The organism is Stutzerimonas chloritidismutans (assembly GCF_051486945.1).
GTDB classification, from domain to species: Bacteria; Pseudomonadota; Gammaproteobacteria; order Pseudomonadales; family Pseudomonadaceae; genus Stutzerimonas; species Stutzerimonas chloritidismutans_B.
Genome location: NZ_JAHVDX010000001.1, coordinates 843,314 through 860,908, shown reverse-complemented (window position 1 = coordinate 860,908; position 17,595 = coordinate 843,314). Strand labels below are relative to the sequence as shown.

The 17,595-nt window shown below is 61.2% G+C and carries 17 protein-coding genes and 2 tRNA genes; 11 read left to right on the top strand and 8 right to left on the bottom strand.

Going from position 1 to position 17,595, the window contains the following annotated elements; genetic code table 11:
* Entirely contained in the window at positions 1-1,677 is a 1,677-nt protein-coding gene (betA, locus tag KXR72_RS03790) for a choline dehydrogenase (protein ID WP_437419766.1), read from the top strand.
* A gap of 60 nt (positions 1,678-1,737) precedes the next feature.
* On the opposite strand, the gene rimO is transcribed toward betA, so the two are convergent.
* Complete coding sequence (gene rimO, locus KXR72_RS03785; protein ID WP_437419765.1) at positions 1,738-3,060, bottom strand: 30S ribosomal protein S12 methylthiotransferase RimO; 1,323 nt, start codon at positions 3,058-3,060, stop codon at positions 1,738-1,740.
* A gap of 113 nt (positions 3,061-3,173) precedes the next feature.
* Positions 3,174-4,757, bottom strand: coding sequence for a diguanylate cyclase (locus tag KXR72_RS03780; protein WP_437419764.1), 1,584 nt, complete (start codon positions 4,755-4,757; stop codon positions 3,174-3,176).
* Positions 4,758-4,995: 238 nt separating this feature from the next.
* On the opposite strand from KXR72_RS03780, the gene KXR72_RS03775 reads away from it, so the two are divergent.
* Complete coding sequence (locus KXR72_RS03775) at positions 4,996-6,474, top strand: RAD55 family ATPase (protein ID WP_437419763.1); 1,479 nt, start codon at positions 4,996-4,998, stop codon at positions 6,472-6,474.
* Positions 6,467-6,871, top strand: coding sequence for a response regulator transcription factor (locus tag KXR72_RS03770; RefSeq protein ID WP_437419762.1), 405 nt, complete (start codon positions 6,467-6,469; stop codon positions 6,869-6,871). The genes KXR72_RS03775 and KXR72_RS03770 overlap by 8 nt, the downstream gene beginning before the upstream one ends.
* A 325-nt stretch (positions 6,872-7,196) precedes the next feature.
* On the opposite strand, the gene KXR72_RS03765 is transcribed toward KXR72_RS03770, so the two are convergent.
* From KXR72_RS03765 to KXR72_RS03750, 4 genes are all read right to left on the bottom strand, one after another.
* Complete coding sequence (locus KXR72_RS03765) at positions 7,197-7,514, bottom strand: hypothetical protein (RefSeq protein WP_437419761.1); 318 nt, start codon at positions 7,512-7,514, stop codon at positions 7,197-7,199.
* 360 nt (positions 7,515-7,874) lie between these two features.
* A tRNA-Met gene (locus tag KXR72_RS03760) sits at positions 7,875-7,951 on the bottom strand.
* 150 nt (positions 7,952-8,101) lie between these two features.
* Positions 8,102-8,178 (bottom strand) — tRNA-Met (locus KXR72_RS03755).
* A gap of 70 nt (positions 8,179-8,248) precedes the next feature.
* Entirely contained in the window at positions 8,249-8,434 is a 186-nt protein-coding gene (locus KXR72_RS03750) for a hypothetical protein (RefSeq protein WP_437419760.1), read from the bottom strand.
* A gap of 187 nt (positions 8,435-8,621) precedes the next feature.
* Here KXR72_RS03750 and KXR72_RS03745 point away from each other — a divergent pair, with 187 nt between their 5' ends.
* The 3 genes from KXR72_RS03745 to KXR72_RS03735 all read left to right on the top strand — a co-directional run bounded on the left by KXR72_RS03745 (position 8,622) and on the right by KXR72_RS03735 (position 10,292).
* Positions 8,622-8,924, top strand: coding sequence for a hypothetical protein (locus KXR72_RS03745; protein WP_437419759.1), 303 nt, complete (start codon positions 8,622-8,624; stop codon positions 8,922-8,924).
* Between the two features lie 23 nt (positions 8,925-8,947).
* Positions 8,948-9,238, top strand: coding sequence for a hypothetical protein (locus KXR72_RS03740; protein ID WP_437419758.1), 291 nt, complete (start codon positions 8,948-8,950; stop codon positions 9,236-9,238).
* An 82-nt stretch (positions 9,239-9,320) separates the two neighbouring features.
* The gene (locus tag KXR72_RS03735; RefSeq protein ID WP_437419757.1) at positions 9,321-10,292 is read left to right on the top strand and encodes a tRNA dihydrouridine synthase; all 972 of its coding nucleotides are present in this window, start codon (positions 9,321-9,323) and stop codon (positions 10,290-10,292) included.
* On the opposite strand, the gene KXR72_RS03730 is transcribed toward KXR72_RS03735, so the two are convergent.
* Positions 10,289-11,035, bottom strand: coding sequence for an SDR family oxidoreductase (locus KXR72_RS03730; RefSeq protein ID WP_437419756.1), 747 nt, complete (start codon positions 11,033-11,035; stop codon positions 10,289-10,291). The two genes, KXR72_RS03735 and KXR72_RS03730, sit on opposite strands and share 4 nt — an antisense overlap.
* A 116-nt stretch (positions 11,036-11,151) precedes the next feature.
* Here KXR72_RS03730 and KXR72_RS03725 point away from each other — a divergent pair, with 116 nt between their 5' ends.
* The gene (locus KXR72_RS03725; RefSeq protein WP_437419755.1) at positions 11,152-11,598 is read left to right on the top strand and encodes an Hsp20 family protein; all 447 of its coding nucleotides are present in this window, start codon (positions 11,152-11,154) and stop codon (positions 11,596-11,598) included.
* A gap of 33 nt (positions 11,599-11,631) precedes the next feature.
* Here KXR72_RS03725 and KXR72_RS03720 read toward each other — a convergent pair whose 3' ends face one another.
* The gene (locus tag KXR72_RS03720; RefSeq protein WP_437419754.1) at positions 11,632-12,516 is read right to left on the bottom strand and encodes a LysR family transcriptional regulator; all 885 of its coding nucleotides are present in this window, start codon (positions 12,514-12,516) and stop codon (positions 11,632-11,634) included.
* Between the two features lie 145 nt (positions 12,517-12,661).
* Between KXR72_RS03720 and leuC the strand changes: the two genes are divergently transcribed.
* From leuC to asd, 4 genes are all read left to right on the top strand, one after another.
* Entirely contained in the window at positions 12,662-14,101 is a 1,440-nt protein-coding gene (leuC, locus tag KXR72_RS03715; RefSeq protein ID WP_437419753.1) for a 3-isopropylmalate dehydratase large subunit, read from the top strand.
* Positions 14,098-14,745, top strand: a complete 648-nt coding sequence (leuD, locus tag KXR72_RS03710; protein WP_437419752.1) for a 3-isopropylmalate dehydratase small subunit — start codon at positions 14,098-14,100, stop codon at positions 14,743-14,745. Before leuC ends, leuD begins: the two co-directional genes overlap by 4 nt.
* Positions 14,746-14,834: 89 nt before the next feature.
* On the top strand, positions 14,835-15,917 hold the full coding sequence (leuB, locus tag KXR72_RS03705) for a 3-isopropylmalate dehydrogenase (RefSeq protein ID WP_437419751.1): 1,083 nt from the start codon (positions 14,835-14,837) through the stop codon (positions 15,915-15,917).
* Between the two features lie 166 nt (positions 15,918-16,083).
* Entirely contained in the window at positions 16,084-17,196 is a 1,113-nt protein-coding gene (gene asd / locus KXR72_RS03700) for an aspartate-semialdehyde dehydrogenase (protein ID WP_437419750.1), read from the top strand.
* The last annotated feature ends 399 nt before the right edge of the window (positions 17,197-17,595 follow it).

Genomic DNA, 17,595 nt, shown 5'->3' with positions numbered 1-17,595 from the left:
ATGGAATACGACTACATCATCATCGGTGCCGGCTCGGCGGGGAACACGCTGGCGGCGCGATTGACCGAGGACGCCGACGTCAGCGTTTTGCTGCTGGAGGCGGGCGGCCCGGACTATCGTCTGGACTTTCGCACCCAGATGCCTGCAGCGCTGGCGTATCCGCTGCAAGGCACCCGCTACAACTGGGCCTACAAGACCGACCCCGAGCCGCACATGAATAACCGCCGCATGGATTGCGGGCGTGGCAAGGGGCTGGGCGGCTCGTCGCTGATCAATGGCATGTGCTATATCCGCGGTAACGCGCTGGACTACGACAACTGGGCCAAATCACCCGGTCTGGAGGATTGGACCTACCTCGACTGCCTGCCGTACTTCCGCAAAGCCGAAACGCGGGACATTGGCCCGAACGACTACCATGGCGGCGACGGCCCGGTCAGCGTGACCACTCCCAAGGCGGGCAATAACGAGCTGTTTCACGCCATGGTGGAGGCTGGTGTGCAGGCGGGCTATCCACGCACGGACGACCTCAATGGCTACCAGCAGGAAGGCTTCGGGCCGATGGATCGAACCGTCACCCCGAACGGACGTCGGGCCAGCACGGCCCGAGGCTACCTCGACCAGGCCAAGGGACGGCCGAACCTGCAGATCGTCACCCATGCAGTGACCGACCGCGTGCTGTTCGAGGGCAAGCGCGCGGTCGGGGTGACCTATCTGCGTGGCCGCGAACAGCCCGCGACAGCCCGGGCCCGCCGCGAGGTATTGCTTTGCGGCGGTGCTATCGCCTCGCCACAGGTGCTGCAACGCTCCGGTGTCGGCCCAGCCGCCTTGCTCAAGGGGCTTGGTATAGCAGTCGTCCATGACCTGCCAGGCGTTGGCCAAAACCTTCAGGATCATCTGGAGATGTACCTGCAATACGAATGCAAGCAGCCCGTTTCGCTCTACCCCGCGCTCAAATGGTGGAACCAGCCTGCCATCGGTGCAGAGTGGATGTTCCTGGGCTCCGGCGTCGGCGCCAGCAATCAATTCGAGGCCGGCGGCTTCATTCGCAGCCGGGACGAGTTCGAGTGGCCGAACATCCAGTTCCACTTCCTGCCGGTCGCGGTCAGCTACAACGGCACCAATGCGTATGACGGCCATAGTTTCCAGGCGCATGTCGGCTCGATGCGCTCGCCTAGCCGCGGACGGGTACATATTCGCTCGACCGACCCGCGGGTCGACCCCAGCATCCTGTTCAACTACATGGCGTACGAACAGGACTGGCAGGAATTCCGTGACGGCATTCGGCTGACGCGCGAGATCATGAACCAGCCAGCGCTCGACCCGTATCGCGGGCGCGAGCTCAGCCCGGGCATCGAGGCACAGAGTGACGCGGACCTGGACGCCTTCGTCCGCGAGCACGCCGAGACGGCCTACCACCCATCCTGCTCGTGCAAGATGGGCACGGACGACATGGCCGTGGTCGATGGTCAGGGCCGGGTGCATGGCGTGGAAGGGCTGCGTGTAGTGGACGCCTCGATCATGCCGCAGATCATCACCGGCAACCTCAACGCGACCACTATCATGATCGCCGAGAAGATTGCCGATCGGATCCGCGGGCATGATCCGCTCCCGCGCAGCACGGCTGACTACTATGTGGCCAAGGGCGCCCCGGTGCGGCAGCCACCGCAGCGTGGCTGACGGGCTTGCAGAAACGAAAACGCCCCGCAGAAGCGGGGCGTTTTCGTTAATTGGGGCCGCTCAGATCACTTCGGCCCACAAATCGTACTCATCGGCGTTGGTGACGCGGACGCGCACTTTGTCGCCCGGCTGCAGCGGTTTATCGCTGTCGACATAGACCATACCGTCGATTTCCGGGGCATCGGCCCAGGAGCGGCCAATGGCCCCGTCTTCGTCCACTTCGTCGATCAGTACGTCCATTTCCTTGCCGACCTTCAGCTCCAGGCGCGCGGCGCTGATGGCCTGCTGATGCGCCATGAAGCGGTCCCAACGGTCTTGCTTGATCTCGTCCGGTACGGCTTCAAGCCCCAATGTTTCAGCGGGCGCGCCGTCGACTGGCGAATATTGGAAGCAACCGACGCGGTCGAGCTGCGCTTCGGTCAACCAGTCCAGCAAGTACTGGAAGTCTTCCTCGGTCTCGCCGGGAAAGCCAACGATGAAGGTCGAACGGATGGTTAGCTCGGGGCAGATCTCGCGCCACTGTTTGATGCGCGCCAGCGTCTTGTCCTCGAATGCCGGGCGTTTCATCGCCTTGAGCACCTTGGGGCTGGCGTGCTGGAAGGGGATGTCCAGGTACGGCAATAGCTTGCCGGCGGCCATCAGTGGAATGACGTCATCGACGTTGGGGTAGGGGTATACATAATGCAGACGCACCCAAACGCCCATGCCCGACAGCGCTTGGCAGAGCTCCAGCATGCGCGTCTTAACCGGCTGACCGTTCCAGAAATCGGTCTTGTACTTGACGTCCACGCCATAGGCGCTGGTGTCCTGGCTAATCACCAGGATTTCCTTGACCCCTGCCTTTACCAGGCGCTCAGCCTCGGACAGCACGTCGCCCACCGGGCGGCTGACAAGCTTGCCTCGCATGGACGGGATGATGCAGAAGCTGCAGCTGTGGTTGCAGCCTTCGGAAATCTTCAAATAGGCGTAGTGGCGCGGAGTGAGCTTGATGCCTTGAGGCGGCACCAGGTCGACGAAGGGATCGTGATCGATGCTGGGCGGTACCACTTCGTGCACGGCATTGACGACCTGCTCGTATTGCTGCGGGCCGGTGACGGCCAGCACGCTGGGGTGCACGCTGCGGATGTTGTCTTCGGCGACGCCCATGCAGCCGGTGACGATCACCTTGCCGTTTTCGGCGATCGCCTCACCGATGGCATCCAGTGATTCAGCCTTGGCGCTGTCGATGAACCCACAGGTGTTGACGACCACCACGTCGGCGTCCTGGTAAGTGGGCACGATCTGGTACCCCTCCATGCGCAACTGGGTCAGGATGCGTTCGGAATCCACCGTGGCTTTGGGGCAGCCAAGCGAAACGAATCCGACGGTAGGTGCTTTGCTCATCGAGTTACCTCAGGACACCGTGCATAAAAGGCGCGGGAGTATACAGGTATTTGTGCAGGGCCGAACCTGCCTTGGGAGGCCAGGCGTCGGCTGGTTGCCGGGGCGGGCGCCGGTCAGATCGCGCCCATGGCGTCCGGTTCGGCGATCTCCGAACGGTTGCGGCCGCGCTGCTTGGCCTTATAGAGCGCGCCGTCGGCGAGTTTGAACACGCGGTCGATGTGCACGGCGTGATAGGGCCACAGCGCAATGCCCAACGAGATGGTGATGTGCCCCACGTCGGGGAGGTCGTCCTGCTCGACGCACTGGCGCAGGCGCTCGGCGACGAGCAGGGCCGATTCCAGGTTCGCTTCCGGCAGCAGGATGAGAAACTCTTCGCCACCGCTGCGGCACAAGATGTCGGCGCCGCGCGAGCAGGCCGTCATCAGCTGTGCCACGTAGCGGATCACGTTGTCGCCAACGTCATGCCCGTGGGAGTCGTTGATGCGCTTGAAATGATCGAGGTCCAGGGCGATCACGGCAAAAGGGCGGCGCTCGGTTCCGAGTGCTTCGAGCGCCAATTGCAGGCCCCGGCGGTTGTGCAGGCCAGTGAGCGGGTCGGTCTGGGCATCCAGATTGAGCTTGCCGATGCGCTGGTGTAGCAGGCTGATGCCCAGCTGCATGGCGCGCTTGAGTTGTGCCGCCTCGAAATACCATGAGCGGATGCGCTGGATGCGGTCGGCACTGTCAGGGGCGTCCATTTCGGTGGCGCTCTGCGCCAGTTGCCAGAGCGGACGGGTAATCAGCCTCGCCAGCCCCCAGATGCAGAGCAGGGTCAACAGGGCGAGCGGTGCTGTTTCACGCAGCACCTTGAGCATCAGGCCGTCGAGCGGGTGGAGCGTGTCGGCCGTCGGCCGCTGGGCGACTACGCCCCAGCCGCTCGAGCGCGACGAGGCATACCCGGCCAGCATGTCCACGCCCTGGCTGTTGATGACGCGTTCGCTGCCCGCGTTGCCTTGCAATACCTTGTCGATGACCGGGTTGTCGCCCACGACGGTGCCCAGCCGTGCCGGGTCGGGGTGATAGAGGAGCCGGCGCGAACGATCGACCGCATAGAGATAGGAACCGTCGAGGTAAAAGTGATCGCCCAACAGACTGTTGAGAATGTTGCGATCCTTTAGGTAGATGGCTCCGCCGATGTAGCCGAGGTAGGTCCCATCCTCGGCCGTGATCGGATGGGAAATGAGCACCACCAGTTCGCCGATGGCCGACACGTAGGGGCTGCTAATCAGAGGCCGGCGCTCTAGCAATGCCTCGCGCGCTCCAGGCGAATCGAGCTTCTGGCCGACCAGTCGGCCCGTATTTGGTGCGGTCGCACGTACTACGCCGTGGGCATCGGTGATGAGTACGGCGTTGAAGCTGTCAGTCTGCCGTCGCAGTCGGTCCGCTTCGTGAATCAGGGCGGTGTCATCGAAGCGTGTGGCGAGCCATTGTGCGCTCACGGCCAGCTGCTGCTGCGCGCCCCTGAAGAAGAGCTCGGTGCTGTCCGCAAGCTTGGCGGCGTAGGCTCGGTTGGCCTCGAGCGTGCTGTCGATGAGCGATTCGCGCTGCACCTTGTAGCTCGCATAGAAGCCGATGCTGAGCGTGATCAGTCCGCTGAGCATGGCGAGCAGGATGATCAGTCGGCGCAAGTCCAGGCGCGGCAGGCGGGCTGAGTGCATAGGTGCGTTTGTTGTTGTCCTCTGGTTCGCGGCGCATGGTAGGGGTTTTGTGCTGGCGGCTCCAGTATGGCTGCTCATTCGCTGACCAGCTGGCCTGGCCGGCAGCGCCGTTTCGCCGATAGGCAGGTCGACCTCGAAACGACATCGAAATCGCGTTGTCGATCCATGTGCGGCTGACCCGGGCTACGGCCGGTACATTTGTTAACATGCCTCCGATTGTTCTGAACGAGTGACTGTCGTGAGCGAAACCGATTCCCCTGTGACTTCAGGCCCGGCGCGCGTGCCAACTGGCGTGCCCGGCCTGGACGCCGTGCTCAAAGGTGGCCTGCTGCCCCGAGCGGTTTACATCGTTCAGGGCGGCCCGGGTGAAGGCAAGACAATTCTCGCCAATCAGATCTGTTACAGCTGGGCCGCCCGTGGCGAGCGGTCGCTGTATGTGACGCTGCTGGCCGAAACCCATCACCGCCTGCTGCGCCACCTGCAGAACATGGCGTTTATGGACAACCGGCACGCGGGAACGTCCGTCACCTACGAAAGCGCCTTCGACATTTTGCGCAATGAAGGCTTGGAAGGCGTGCTGCGTTATCTCTCGCGCAACGGGAAGCGCCAGCAGGCATCGTTGATCGTCGTCGACGGGCTCTTCGCGCTGGAAGAAAACGCCCATTCGGAGCGAGCCTTCCGGGAGTTCATCAACGACCTGTCGGTGTATGCCGATGTGGTCGGCTGCACCATTCTGTTGCTGACCAATAGCAAGCGTGACTCCGGCAGTCCGGAATTCACGATGGTCGACGGTTGGCTGCAACTGGGCAGCGACGAAGACTATTTCCGCACCTACCGCTACCTTCAGGTTCGCAAGTTTCGGGGCAGCGATTTTGTCGCCGGCCGCCATATGACCTCGATCTCCAACGCTGGTTTTCGTGTGTTCCCTCGGCTGGAAGCCATCACAGGGGAGTTGCGATCCGTGCCAATGCGAGGCCAGCGGCTCTCGACGGGCGCGGCGGGCCTCGACGAGATCATCCACGGAGGCATCCCCTATTCGTCGACGACCTTGTTGGTCGGGCCAACCGGCGTCGGCAAGACGACCCTTGGGTTGAGCTTCATCTGCCAGAGCACGCTCGAGGAGCCGGGCCTGGTGTTCGGTTTCTATGAAGATGCGCATCGCCTGCGCCGACGCGCCAGCGCACTTGGGCTGGACCTGGGTTCGCTCATCGATCAGGGCGCCGTCGAGGTGGTCCATCATTCACCGACCGAATTCCTGCAAGACGAGGTCGCCGAGAAGATCATCGCTGCGGTTCGTCGTCGTGGCGCGAAACGCCTGTTCATCGACGGCGTCGACGCCTTCAAACAGGCCTCGATCAACACCCAACGGCTGGGTCGGTTCCTCAGTACCCTGACTGCCATCCTGCGCTGCGAGGGAGTCACCACCTTTTTCACCGCCGAGCTCGCCGAGATTGTCGGCGATCAGCGTGGGCTTCAGTTCGCCACCATATCGGCGATCGCCGAAAATATCGTGCTGCTGCGTTACGCCGAACTCGAGTCGCGTCTCTACCGCACCCTGGCCATCCTGAAGATGCGCGAAAGTGGCTTTGACCCCTACGTCTATGAATTCATGCTCGACTCGAGTGGATTCCGGCTCGGCGAGCGGATGTCCGGCACCGAGGGGGTCGTGACGGGCCGCGCCCACCGCCTGTCATCGGCTGGGGAACGGGATGTGTGACAACGGCCAGGACGGACTAGCGCCGCTTGTGCTGCTGGTCGAGGACGAGCTTGGGCTGAGTAAGCTGATGGTCATGATCCTGGAGGAGGAGGGCTATCGCGTTACCGAGGCGGCAAACGGGGCGCAGGGTCTTGCCAGGCTTGAACAAGAGATGCCGGCGCTCATCATCACCGATTACATGATGCCCGAGCTGAACGGCGTGGAAATGGCGCGCGCCATCCGCCGGCAGCCGGTCTACGACGCCGTGCCCATTCTGATGATGAGCGCTGCGATGCCCCAGCAAGTACCCGGCCGTGATCTCGTCGATGCATTTCTTGCCAAGGGCACTGGGCTCGAGCGACTCGTCACGACCGTCCGCGCGCTGATCGAGCGGCCGAGGGGCGACGAATCGGGTTGAGTGGCTGGTGGTAGCTCGGGGCGCGAGAAGGAGGGTCGAGGAAGGTTTTCAGCGCACTTACCATCCTCGACTTGGTACTGGCCGCTAGGCTGCATCTGGCTGCGAGATCTCAGGTGCTGTCTCCGTTTCGTGCAGGGCGAGCGCTGAGCTCAATCTCGCAGTTCGAACCGAGCGATCCGTGGAAAACTCGGATCGCTAGAGGCGAACCCCACAACGTCTCGGTCGTATCGAGTGCTTGGAAGATCTCGGTGTACGAGTACCCATCGGCTAACACGAGTGGCTGGCCCCGATGAGGATTGCGCATCGTTGTCTTCACAGCGTTCTCCTAGAAGATGTACCGAATCGTTTTGCTTGAGCGGAGGTTGTAGTTCTCGGAGAGAGGCTGAGCGATGTGAATCGGCGCGCTGGGCTGGGCGCTGGGTTTGCAGGTCTGCGCCTCTCTTTTTCCCTGAAGTGAAGTGCGCCCCTCTGACGGAGCAGTGCATGCGCTGCGGGAGCGGGTACTGACCTCGTAGGCGTTGGGGTGGTCGTCGCGATTGGCAAGATCGGCGCGAGAGCTCGCGACGGTGGTTCCGCTTATCAGCAAGGCGATGCCGATGGCGCAGCCGGTGGGAATACGCTGGGTTGAAATCGCTGTGTTCATCCGTGAGCCCTCGCAATAGCCAGGCATGCTCCTACGGTTTGCAACCATGCAAGCGGCGTAGTAGCACGTCCTATCTTTAAGAAATTTTCACGCGGATTATTGATTAAGCATTTCCACCCAGCATGAATCGTTTGGCTGATCCTCATTCGACAGCGTTAATTACTAGGGCAGCGAGCGGGCGTGTAGGGGCGGATGGATGCTAGGTTCGTACATCGGCTTTAGGGCTACAGGCAAGAGCGGCGTGTCTACTTGGTGCGCCAGTCCCAGTCAGAAAGGGCAAGCTGGGGAAAGAAGGGCGAAAGAAGCCGGTTACTATGTAACGGGCAAAAAAAAGCCACTCCTAAGAGTGGCTTTCTGATTTGGTTGCGGGAGCCGGATTTGAACCGACGACCTTCGGGTTATGAGCCCGACGAGCTACCAGACTGCTCCATCCCGCGTCTGTGGGCCGGCATTCTACAGCGTGACGTTTCCCTGTCAACCGTTAAACAATATTTAGGCGTTTTGTTTCAAATGCTTAGCGACACGCACTTGCAGTCGTCAGCGTGAGGAAACGAAAAAGGGCCACTCTTGGAGTGACCCTTTCGATTTGGTTGCGGGAGCCGGATTTGAACCGACGACCTTCGGGTTATGAGCCCGACGAGCTACCAGACTGCTCCATCCCGCGTCTGTGGGCCGGCATTCTACAGCTTTATGGCGAGCTGTCACCCCCGGGTAAGAAAAAAGCCGGGCAATTCTCAGGCGCTTAGCGAGATTTCAGCCTTGTGCGGTTCGCTGCAGCAGGGGCTGGGCCGGCCTTTAGGCAGCGGGGATACGTCTTGGTAGTGATGACGAAGGACGCGTAACAAGCCCCAGAGCATGGCGATGGCAGCGCTGCCCCATCCCAGAACGACCAAGGCAATTACCAGTGCGGGATTGATCATGTTGAATTCCTTTCTGCCGGTGTCGGCTGATCATCGAACGCCGAGCCGCGTTCATGCGGCTCTAAGTAGTGGACCCGCCTCGCCCGATCAGGTTCCGCCTCTGCCATTGGTCGCTGATCGTCCGCGTTGGCGCACTGTTCGCGCCGCGGCCTGCCTAATGACAAAACACGCATACCAAGGAGGCAACATGCGCACCTACGCGATGAAATCTTCATTCATTTTCGTCGTCGCCATGACCTTGTCGGCATGGGCCATGGCCGCACCGATCGACCGGCCGGGCCTGCACTTGGCTCAGCAGGGGCCAGCACCGGCGGACCGCTCGTTAGGCAACGGCTCGATGGGCATGGGCGAGGGCATCGAACGGCTTCCGGACGACGAGCCGGACCGCGAGGGCAACCAGGCTCACTACGACCAGCCTGAGCACGGCGACACTGACACTGATATGGAGCACCGCCCGCGCCGTACCCTCGGTCACGAGGCAGATGACTGACCAACACGACGGAGGACAAATCGATGAAATCTCTACATGCAATAGCGGCCTGCACGTTACTGATGTCAGGACTGGCGATGGCCGACGCGGACGGTGATCTCAGTAACCCATCGACCACCGGAACCGGGGCGATGGAAGCGCCGACTTCAACTATCGGAGCTGACAATCGCGATGCCGGGGACACCCGCGACGACGGGCAGGGTAACGATGAGGCGCTCGGCACCATGGGTACCGGTGCGGCCGGGACTACCGGAGGCATGGGGGCAACGACCGGCACAGATACGATCAAGGGCACCGACGAAGCGGAGCAGTAGCCGCGTACAGGCCCGGGTGGGGCGTGTCCAACTAGCCGGCGGCCCCGTACAATGCGCCCCTTTTCGGGCTGAGCAGTTACTGATGCAAATCGCTTTGGCGCCCATGGAGGGGCTCGTCGATGAAATCCTTCGTGACATTCTGACGAGCGTGGGCGGTGTGAATTGGTGCGTCACGGAATTCATTCGCGTGTCGGACCGGCTGCTGCCTCCGTCCAGCTTCCACAAACTAGCCCCGGAACTTCAGCGCGGCGCCATAACCCGAGCAGGCACGTCGTTGCGCGTGCAGTTACTGGGTTCGGACCCGATCTTGCTGGCGGAAAACGCCGCGCTTGCCTGCAGCCTTGGCGCGCCGGCGATCGACCTCAATTTCGGTTGCCCGGCCAAAACGGTCAATAAATCCCGCGGCGGTGCGGTGTTGCTCAAGGAACCGGAGCTGCTGCACGACATCCTGTGTGAGGTTCGCCGATCTGTTCCGCCGTCGACTCCAGTCACTGCAAAGATGCGCCTCGGGTTCGACAGCCCCGATATCGCGCTCGACTGCGCCCTTGCTCTAGTTGAGGGCGGCGCTGAGCAATTGGTTGTACACGCCAGAACCAAGGTCGAAGGATACAAGCCGCCGGCGCACTGGGAGTGGGTGGCTCGGGTGCAGGAGGTGGTGTCCGTTCCGGTGTACGCGAACGGGGATATCTGGTCGGTTGAAGATTGGCAGCGGTGCCGCGAGGTCAGCGGCGCGCAAGACATCATGTTAGGGCGCGGCCTGGTCTGCCGCCCTGATCTGGCGCGGCAGATCGCGGCGGCGAGGCGAGGGGAGGCGGTGCAGCCGATGAGTTGGACTGATCTGCAGCCCTTATTGGCCGAGTTCTGGCGTCAGGCACGCCGAAAGTTGTCGCCACGCTATGCACCCGGGCGGCTCAAGCAGTGGCTGTCGATGCTTACCCGAAGCTATCCCGAAGCGGTCGAGCTTTTCGCGCGCGTGCGCCGCGAGAACGATTGCGAACGGCTGGATGCGCTGCTGGGAATAAACAGGCCGGTTCTAATGGACGCGGCGTTCTAGCGTCCCCCGCTAATATCCAGCAGCGCGCCGGTGACATAGCTAGCGCGTTCACTGGCGAGCCAGAGGATCGCCTCGGCAACTTCGTCCGCGCGACCGCCTCGTCCCATGGGTACGCTGCCTTTCACTCGCTCGACTCGGCCCGGCTCACCGCCGCTGGCATGTATCTCGGTATCGATGATCCCAGGTCGAACCGCGTTGACCCTGATGCCCTCGCCGGCGACTTCTTTTGCCAGGCCCAGCGTCATGCTATCGATCGCGCCCTTTGCGGCGGCGTAATCGATGTACTCGTTCGGTGCGCCTAGCTTCGCTGCGATGGACGAGACGTTGACGATAGCACCGCCCTGTCCGCCATGCCGCGTGGACATACGCTTCACTGCGCGTGCCGCGCAATTGAAGCTGCCCAGTACGTTGACTCCGAATACGCGCGCCAGACGAGCGGCGTCCATCTCGTCGAGGCGCATCTGGCGTTCGAGCATGCCGGCATTATTCACCAGCACATCGAGCTGGCCGAAACGGTCGTCGAGTGTCTGGAACATCCGTTCGACCTGCGCCTCGTCCGCGACATCCGCAGCGATCGCAACCACCTCGGCGCCGGCCTCGCGCAGCTCATCGACCAGCCTGTCGATGGCATCTTGGCGCTGATGATAATTCAGGCACAACGCATAACCTTCAGCGGCTGCAAGCCGGGCAGTTGCGGCCCCAATGCCACGGCTGGCGCCGGTGATCAACATGATTTTGGACATGAAATTACCCCCGACGGACGGTCTTGAATTGTGCCGAGCGGCACCTATTTAGGGGATCATGGAATGCCGAATTCGGGTTCCGCAATCACAACTCGCTGATTTCAGGAGATAGCACCATGAGCAGCTTTTCAATGGCTCCCTTGTTTCGCCAATCCATTGGCTTCGATCGTTTCAACGACTTGTTCGAGTCAGCGCTACGCAACGACGCGAACAGCTCGTTTCCACCCTACAACGTGGAAAAGCATGGTGATGACCAGTACCGCATCATCGTAGCAGCGGCTGGCTTTCAAGAATCCGATTTGGACCTGCAGGTCGAGCGTGGCGTGCTGACCATCAGCGGCGGCAAGCGGGAGAACGGTGGCGAGAACGTCACCTATCTTCACCAGGGCATCGCCCAGCGCGCGTTCAAACTGTCGTTCCGCCTCGCCGACCACATCGAGGTCAAGGGCGCAGCGCTGAATAACGGCCTGTTGAGCATCGAGCTCGAGCGTGTCGTACCGGAAGAGGCCAAGCCCAAGCGTATCCCGATCAACGGTGAACGCCTGGCGCTGGAAGAGGCCTGATCTGAGGGCGTCGCAAGACGCCCTTTTTCATGTCTACGGCTGGGCCTCAGTAGCCGCTTCCTCGAGCAAGGCCATGAATGCTTTGGCCGCGTTCGACAAGGTGCGCTCGCTGTGACTGATGTAGCCCAATTGCCGTGCAAGCTGCACCCCTGGCAGCGGTAGGCGGACGACTTGCTCATCCAGCATGGTGCGAGGCAAGACGCTCCAGGCGATGCCGATCGACACCATCATCTTGATCGTTTCCATGTAGTTGGTGCTCATCGCCACGTTCGGCTTGAGGCCTTTCTGCTCGAACAGGCGGTGGACGATGTGGTGCGTAAAGGTGTTTTCGCCGGGAAACACCGCGGGAAAGGTTGCAATGTCCTCCAAGCTGACAGCCTTTCTCTGTGCCAGGGGATGCTCCGGCGCCACCACGAAGTCGAGCGGATCGTCCCAAATGCCATGCGCCAAAACAGGCGGCGCCGTCTCCGGTGCGAGGGTGATCACCGCAAGCTCGGCGCGTCCGTGCAAGATGTCTTCATAGGCGATTTCCGAATCGAGAAAACGAATGTCCAGGTTCACCTCGGGACAGGCCCGGGTAAAGCGGCGAAGCAAGGGCGGCAGGCGGTGCAGCCCGATGTGATGGCTGGTCGCGAGCGAGAGCTGGCCGCTGATATTACCGTTGAGGTTGGTCAGCGCGCGGCGCGTGTCGTCCAGCACATTGAGGATCTGGTAGGCGCGGGGAAGCAAGGCACGGCCAGCCTCTGTCAGGCTGATTTCCCGGCCGAGCCGGTCGAACAGGCGAACAGCTAGTTGGTTTTCGAGTGAGGCAAGCCGTTTGCTGATAGCCGGCTGCGTCAGGTGTAGCCGTTCGCCGGCAAGCGAAAAGCTGCCGGTTTCGGCGATTGCTATGAAAGCGCTGAGGTTGGCCAGATCCATATCGAGTCCTGACGGCAGATAACATTCTATTCCAACACGGAATGAGTCGGATGAAAAATATGAATTTGAGTAATCCGAGGGCAGGCCATAGGATCACCCCATAAGCAGCAGGGCTAATGCCCGAAGAACTGATGAGGAAAGTCCGATGGCCGGCAAGACGCTGTATGACAAGCTCTGGGAAATGCATGAGGTAAAGCGCCGCGACGACGGCTCTTCGCTAATCTACATTGACCGCCACATCCTCCATGAAGTGACGTCCCCGCAGGCATTCGAAGGCCTGCGTCTGGCTGGCCGAAAGCCTTGGCGTATCGATGCCAATATCGCTACGCCGGACCATAACGTTCCGACCACCGCAAGCGAGCGCAAGGGCGGTATCGAGCAGATTGCCGATGAGGTCTCACGTCTGCAGGTGCAGACGCTCGATGAGAACTGCGACGATTTCGGCATTCTCGAATTCAAGATGAACGACGTGCGCCAGGGCATCGTTCACGTGATCGGCCCGGAGCAGGGCGCCACCCTGCCGGGCATGACGGTCGTCTGTGGTGACTCGCACACCTCGACCCACGGTGCCTTCGGTGCCTTGGCGCATGGCATCGGTACGTCCGAGGTCGAGCATGTGCTCGCTACCCAGTGCCTGGTCGCAAAGAAGATGAAGAACATGCAGGTGCGCGTCGAAGGCCAGCTGCCGGCGGGCGTCACCGCGAAAGACATTGTCCTGGCGGTGATCGGCAAGATCGGCACTGCCGGTGGCAACGGGCATGCGCTCGAGTTCGCAGGTAGCGCGATCCGCGACCTTTCCATGGAAGGCCGGATGACGCTTTGCAACATGGCCATCGAAGCCGGCGCGCGCGTGGGCATGGTGGCGGTCGATGAGAAGACCATTGCCTATGTCGAGGGCCGGCCGTTCGCCCCGAAGGGCGCCGACTGGGAGCGGGCGGTGGCGTTGTGGGAGGGGCTGGTATCCGATGCCGACGCGGTGTTCGATACGGTCATCGAACTCGACGCCGCGCAGATCAAGCCGCAGGTGAGCTGGGGCACGTCGCCGGAAATGGTGTTGCCCGTCGATCAGCGCGTGCCGGACCCAGCTGCCGAAGCCGACCCGGTCAAGCGTGGTTCGATCGAGCGCGCGCTCAAGTACATGGGCTTGACCGCGAACCAGCCGATCACCGAGATTCGCCTGGATCGCGTCTTCATCGGCTCCTGCACCAATTCCCGGATCGAAGACCTGCGTGCCGCGGCTGAAGTCGCCAAGGGCCGCAAGGTCGCCGCGACCGTCAAGCAGGCGATGGTGGTTCCTGGCTCTGGTTTGGTCAAACAGCAGGCTGAAGCTGAGGGCCTGGACCGCATCTTCATTGAGGCCGGTTTCGAGTGGCGCGAGCCCGGGTGTTCGATGTGCCTGGCTATGAATCCGGACAAGCTCGGTAGCGGAGAACATTGCGCTTCGACGTCCAACCGCAACTTCGAAGGCCGTCAGGGTGCCGGCGGACGCACGCATCTGGTGAGCCCGGCCATGGCGGCGGCCGCGGCGGTGGCCGGCCATTTCGTCGATGTTCGTGATTTGCTCAATGCGGGAGCCCAGCAATGAAAGCCTTTACCCAGCACACCGGTCTGGTCTGTCCGCTCGATCGCGCTAATGTCGATACCGATCAGATCATCCCCAAGCAGTTCTTGAAGTCGATCAAGCGGACCGGTTTTGGTCCGAACCTGTTCGACGAGTGGCGCTATCTCGACGTCGGTCAGCCTAACCAGGACTGTTCCAAGCGCCCAATCAACCAAGAGTTCGTTCTGAACTTTCCCCGTTACCAAGGCGCGAGCGTGCTGCTCGCGCGGGAGAACTTCGGCTGCGGCTCCTCGCGTGAGCATGCGCCCTGGGCGTTGGATGAATACGGCTTTCGCACCGTGATTGCGCCAAGCTTTGCCGATATTTTCTACAACAACAGCTTCAAGAATGGCCTGTTGCCGATCGTGCTGAAGGATGAAGAGGTCGATGCGTTGTTTCAGCAGTGCGAGGCCGCCAAGGGTTACCAATTGACGGTCGATCTGGCGGCACAGACCGTTACCAGCCCGGACGGCAAGCAGTACGCATTCGAGGTGGACGCGTTTCGCAAGCACTGCCTGTTGAACGGCCTGGATGACATTGGCCTGACCTTGCAGGAAGCTGATTCGATTAAGGCCTTCGAGACTGGGCACCAGCAGCGTCAGCCCTGGTTGTTCGGCGCCATCAAATAACAGGAGCGCCAGTCGTGTTTTTTGCATCGGGCTAGTTGGCGCCCGATGCCCATGGCTTCGCCCGCAGCGTTTTTCTCAAGGACCAAACGATGAGTAAACAGATTCTGATTCTTCCCGGTGACGGTATCGGCCCGGAAATCATGGCCGAGGCGGTGAAGGTGCTGAAGCTGGCCAATGACAAGTTTCAGCTCGACTTCGAGTTGATCTATGACGAACTAGGTGGCGCGGCAATTGATAAGTACGGCGTCCCGCTTGCTGACGAGACGCTTGAACGTGCGCGCAACGCGGATGCAGTTCTGCTTGGCGCCGTTGGTGGTCCCAAGTGGGATGCCATCGATCCGGCGATTCGCCCGGAGCGCGGTTTGCTCAAGATTCGTTCGCAGCTGGGCCTCTTCGGCAACCTGCGGCCCGCGTTGCTTTATCCGCAGCTCGCCGACGCGTCCAGTTTGAAACCCGAAGTGGTTGCCGGCCTGGACATTCTGATCGTCCGTGAGCTGACCGGCGGCATCTACTTCGGCCAGCCGCGCGAAAGCAAAGTGCTCGAAAACGGCGAGCGCATGGCCTACGACACCCTGCCGTACAGCGAGAGCGAGATCCGTCGCATCGCCAAGGTCGGCTTCGACATGGCCCGGGTACGCGGCAAGAAACTTTGCTCGGTAGACAAGGCCAACGTGCTGGCCTCCAGTCAGCTCTGGCGCGCCGTGGTGCAAGAGGTTGGCAAGGATTATCCAGACGTGGAACTTAGCCACATGTATGTCGATAACGCTGCCATGCAACTGGTGCGTGCGCCGAAACAGTTCGACGTGATCGTAACGGACAACATGTTCGGTGACATTCTGTCGGACGAAGCCTCGATGCTTACAGGTTCGATCGGCATGCTGCCGTCGGCCTCGCTGGATGCGAGCAATAAAGGCATGTACGAACCCTGTCACGGGTCTGCGCCGGACATCGCAGGCCAGGGTATCGCCAACCCGCTGGCGACGATCCTCTCGGTTTCCATGATGTTGCGCTACAGCTTCAATCAGGCGCAGGCTGCCGATGCAATCGAGCGGGCCGTCAGTGATGTGCTTGAGCTGGGGCTGCGCACCGGAGATATCTGGTCCGACGGCTGCCAGCGGGTCGACACCCGAACCATGGGCGACGCGGTAGTCGCCGCGCTCGCGAAGTTGTAGTCTTCTAAGCCCCCTTGCGCTAGCCGTCGTCAACGCTTGCGATCGACGGCTAGCGGGTGATGCTGATGGTGCGGGTGCGGACCAGGTTCGCCTCGCATCGAACATGCAAACTCAGTCTGAGTTCGACGGTCTGCACGGCGGGCCACTTCATATATAGGTGTAGTTGATGAAACGCGTAGGTCTGATCGGTTGGCGCGGCATGGTTGGTTCCGTGCTCATGCAGCGGATGCTGGAGGAGCGGGATTTCGACCTGATCGAGCCAGTGTTCTTTACCACTTCCAACGTGGGTGGCCAGGGGCCCTCGATCGGCAAGGACATCGCGCCGCTCAAGGATGCCTACAGCATAGAGGAGCTGAAAGCACTCGATGTGATCCTCACCTGCCAAGGGGGTGATTACACCAGCGATGTATTTCCCAAGCTGCGCGAGGCGGGCTGGAAAGGTTATTGGATCGATGCGGCGTCCAGCCTGCGTATGCACGACGATGCGGTGATCGTGCTTGATCCGGTGAATCGCAAGGTCATCGACCAGCAACTCGATGCCGGCACGCTCAACTACATCGGCGGAAACTGTACGGTCAGCCTGATGCTGATGGGCCTTGGCGGCTTGTTCGAGCATGGGTTGGTCGAATGGATGAGCGCCATGACCTATCAGGCAGCGTCCGGTGCAGGTGCACAGAATATGCGCGAGTTGATCAAGCAGATGGGCAGCATCAATGCCTCGGTTGCTGATGACTTGGCCAATCCCGCGAGCGCAATCTTGGACATCGACCGCAAGGTCGCTGAGTGCCAGCGTTCCGAAACGTTCCCGGTCGACAACTTCGGAGTCCCGCTGGCTGGCAGTCTGATTCCCTACATCGACAAGGAACTGCCGAATGGGCAGAGCCGCGAGGAGTGGAAGGCGCAAGCCGAGACGAACAAGATTCTTGGGCGCTTCAAAAGTCCGATCCCGGTCGACGGTATCTGTGTTCGAGTGGGCGCTATGCGCTGCCACAGCCAGGCCCTGACCATAAAGCTGAACAAGGACGTGCCTATTTCGGACATCGAGGGCATGATCAGCCAGCACAACCCTTGGGTAAAGCTTGTGCCTAACCATCGCGACGCCAGCATGCAGGCGCTCAGCCCGACTTCCGTTACCGGTACGCTGACCGTCCCGGTGGGGCGTCTTCGCAAGCTCAATATGGGGTCGCACTATCTCGGCGCCTTCACCGTGGGTGACCAATTGCTATGGGGTGCCGCCGAACCGCTGCGTCGTATGCTGCGAATCCTGCTCGAACGCTAATCGTCGGTTATGCGTCAAATAGAAAACGCCACGCTTGTCGTGGCGTTTTCTATTTGCGGTTTGTGAAAAACGACGAACACAGCTTGTTTGTGACGCATGAAACATAAGCGCCTCACGTTCGTCGGGCTGCAGCCGATATAGGCGGAACGAGCGTGATTTTCCGATAGAGTCCGGCACGTCGAGGCGTGACCTTGAACGAGTCGATGCGGCAATTGCTCTCGCGGTCAGGCGCCACCTGGGTCGTGACGTTGCGCATGGCGCGGATGGTGGCCAAGGCTCGACCCGAGCGGCGCCCACTAAAGTGTGGAGTGTGTCTGATTACGTGCGAAAAGGCCTGAGGCTTAATGCGGTGCAGTCGGGTGGGTTGTTGATAAAACACTATCTGTAAAAGATACTTAC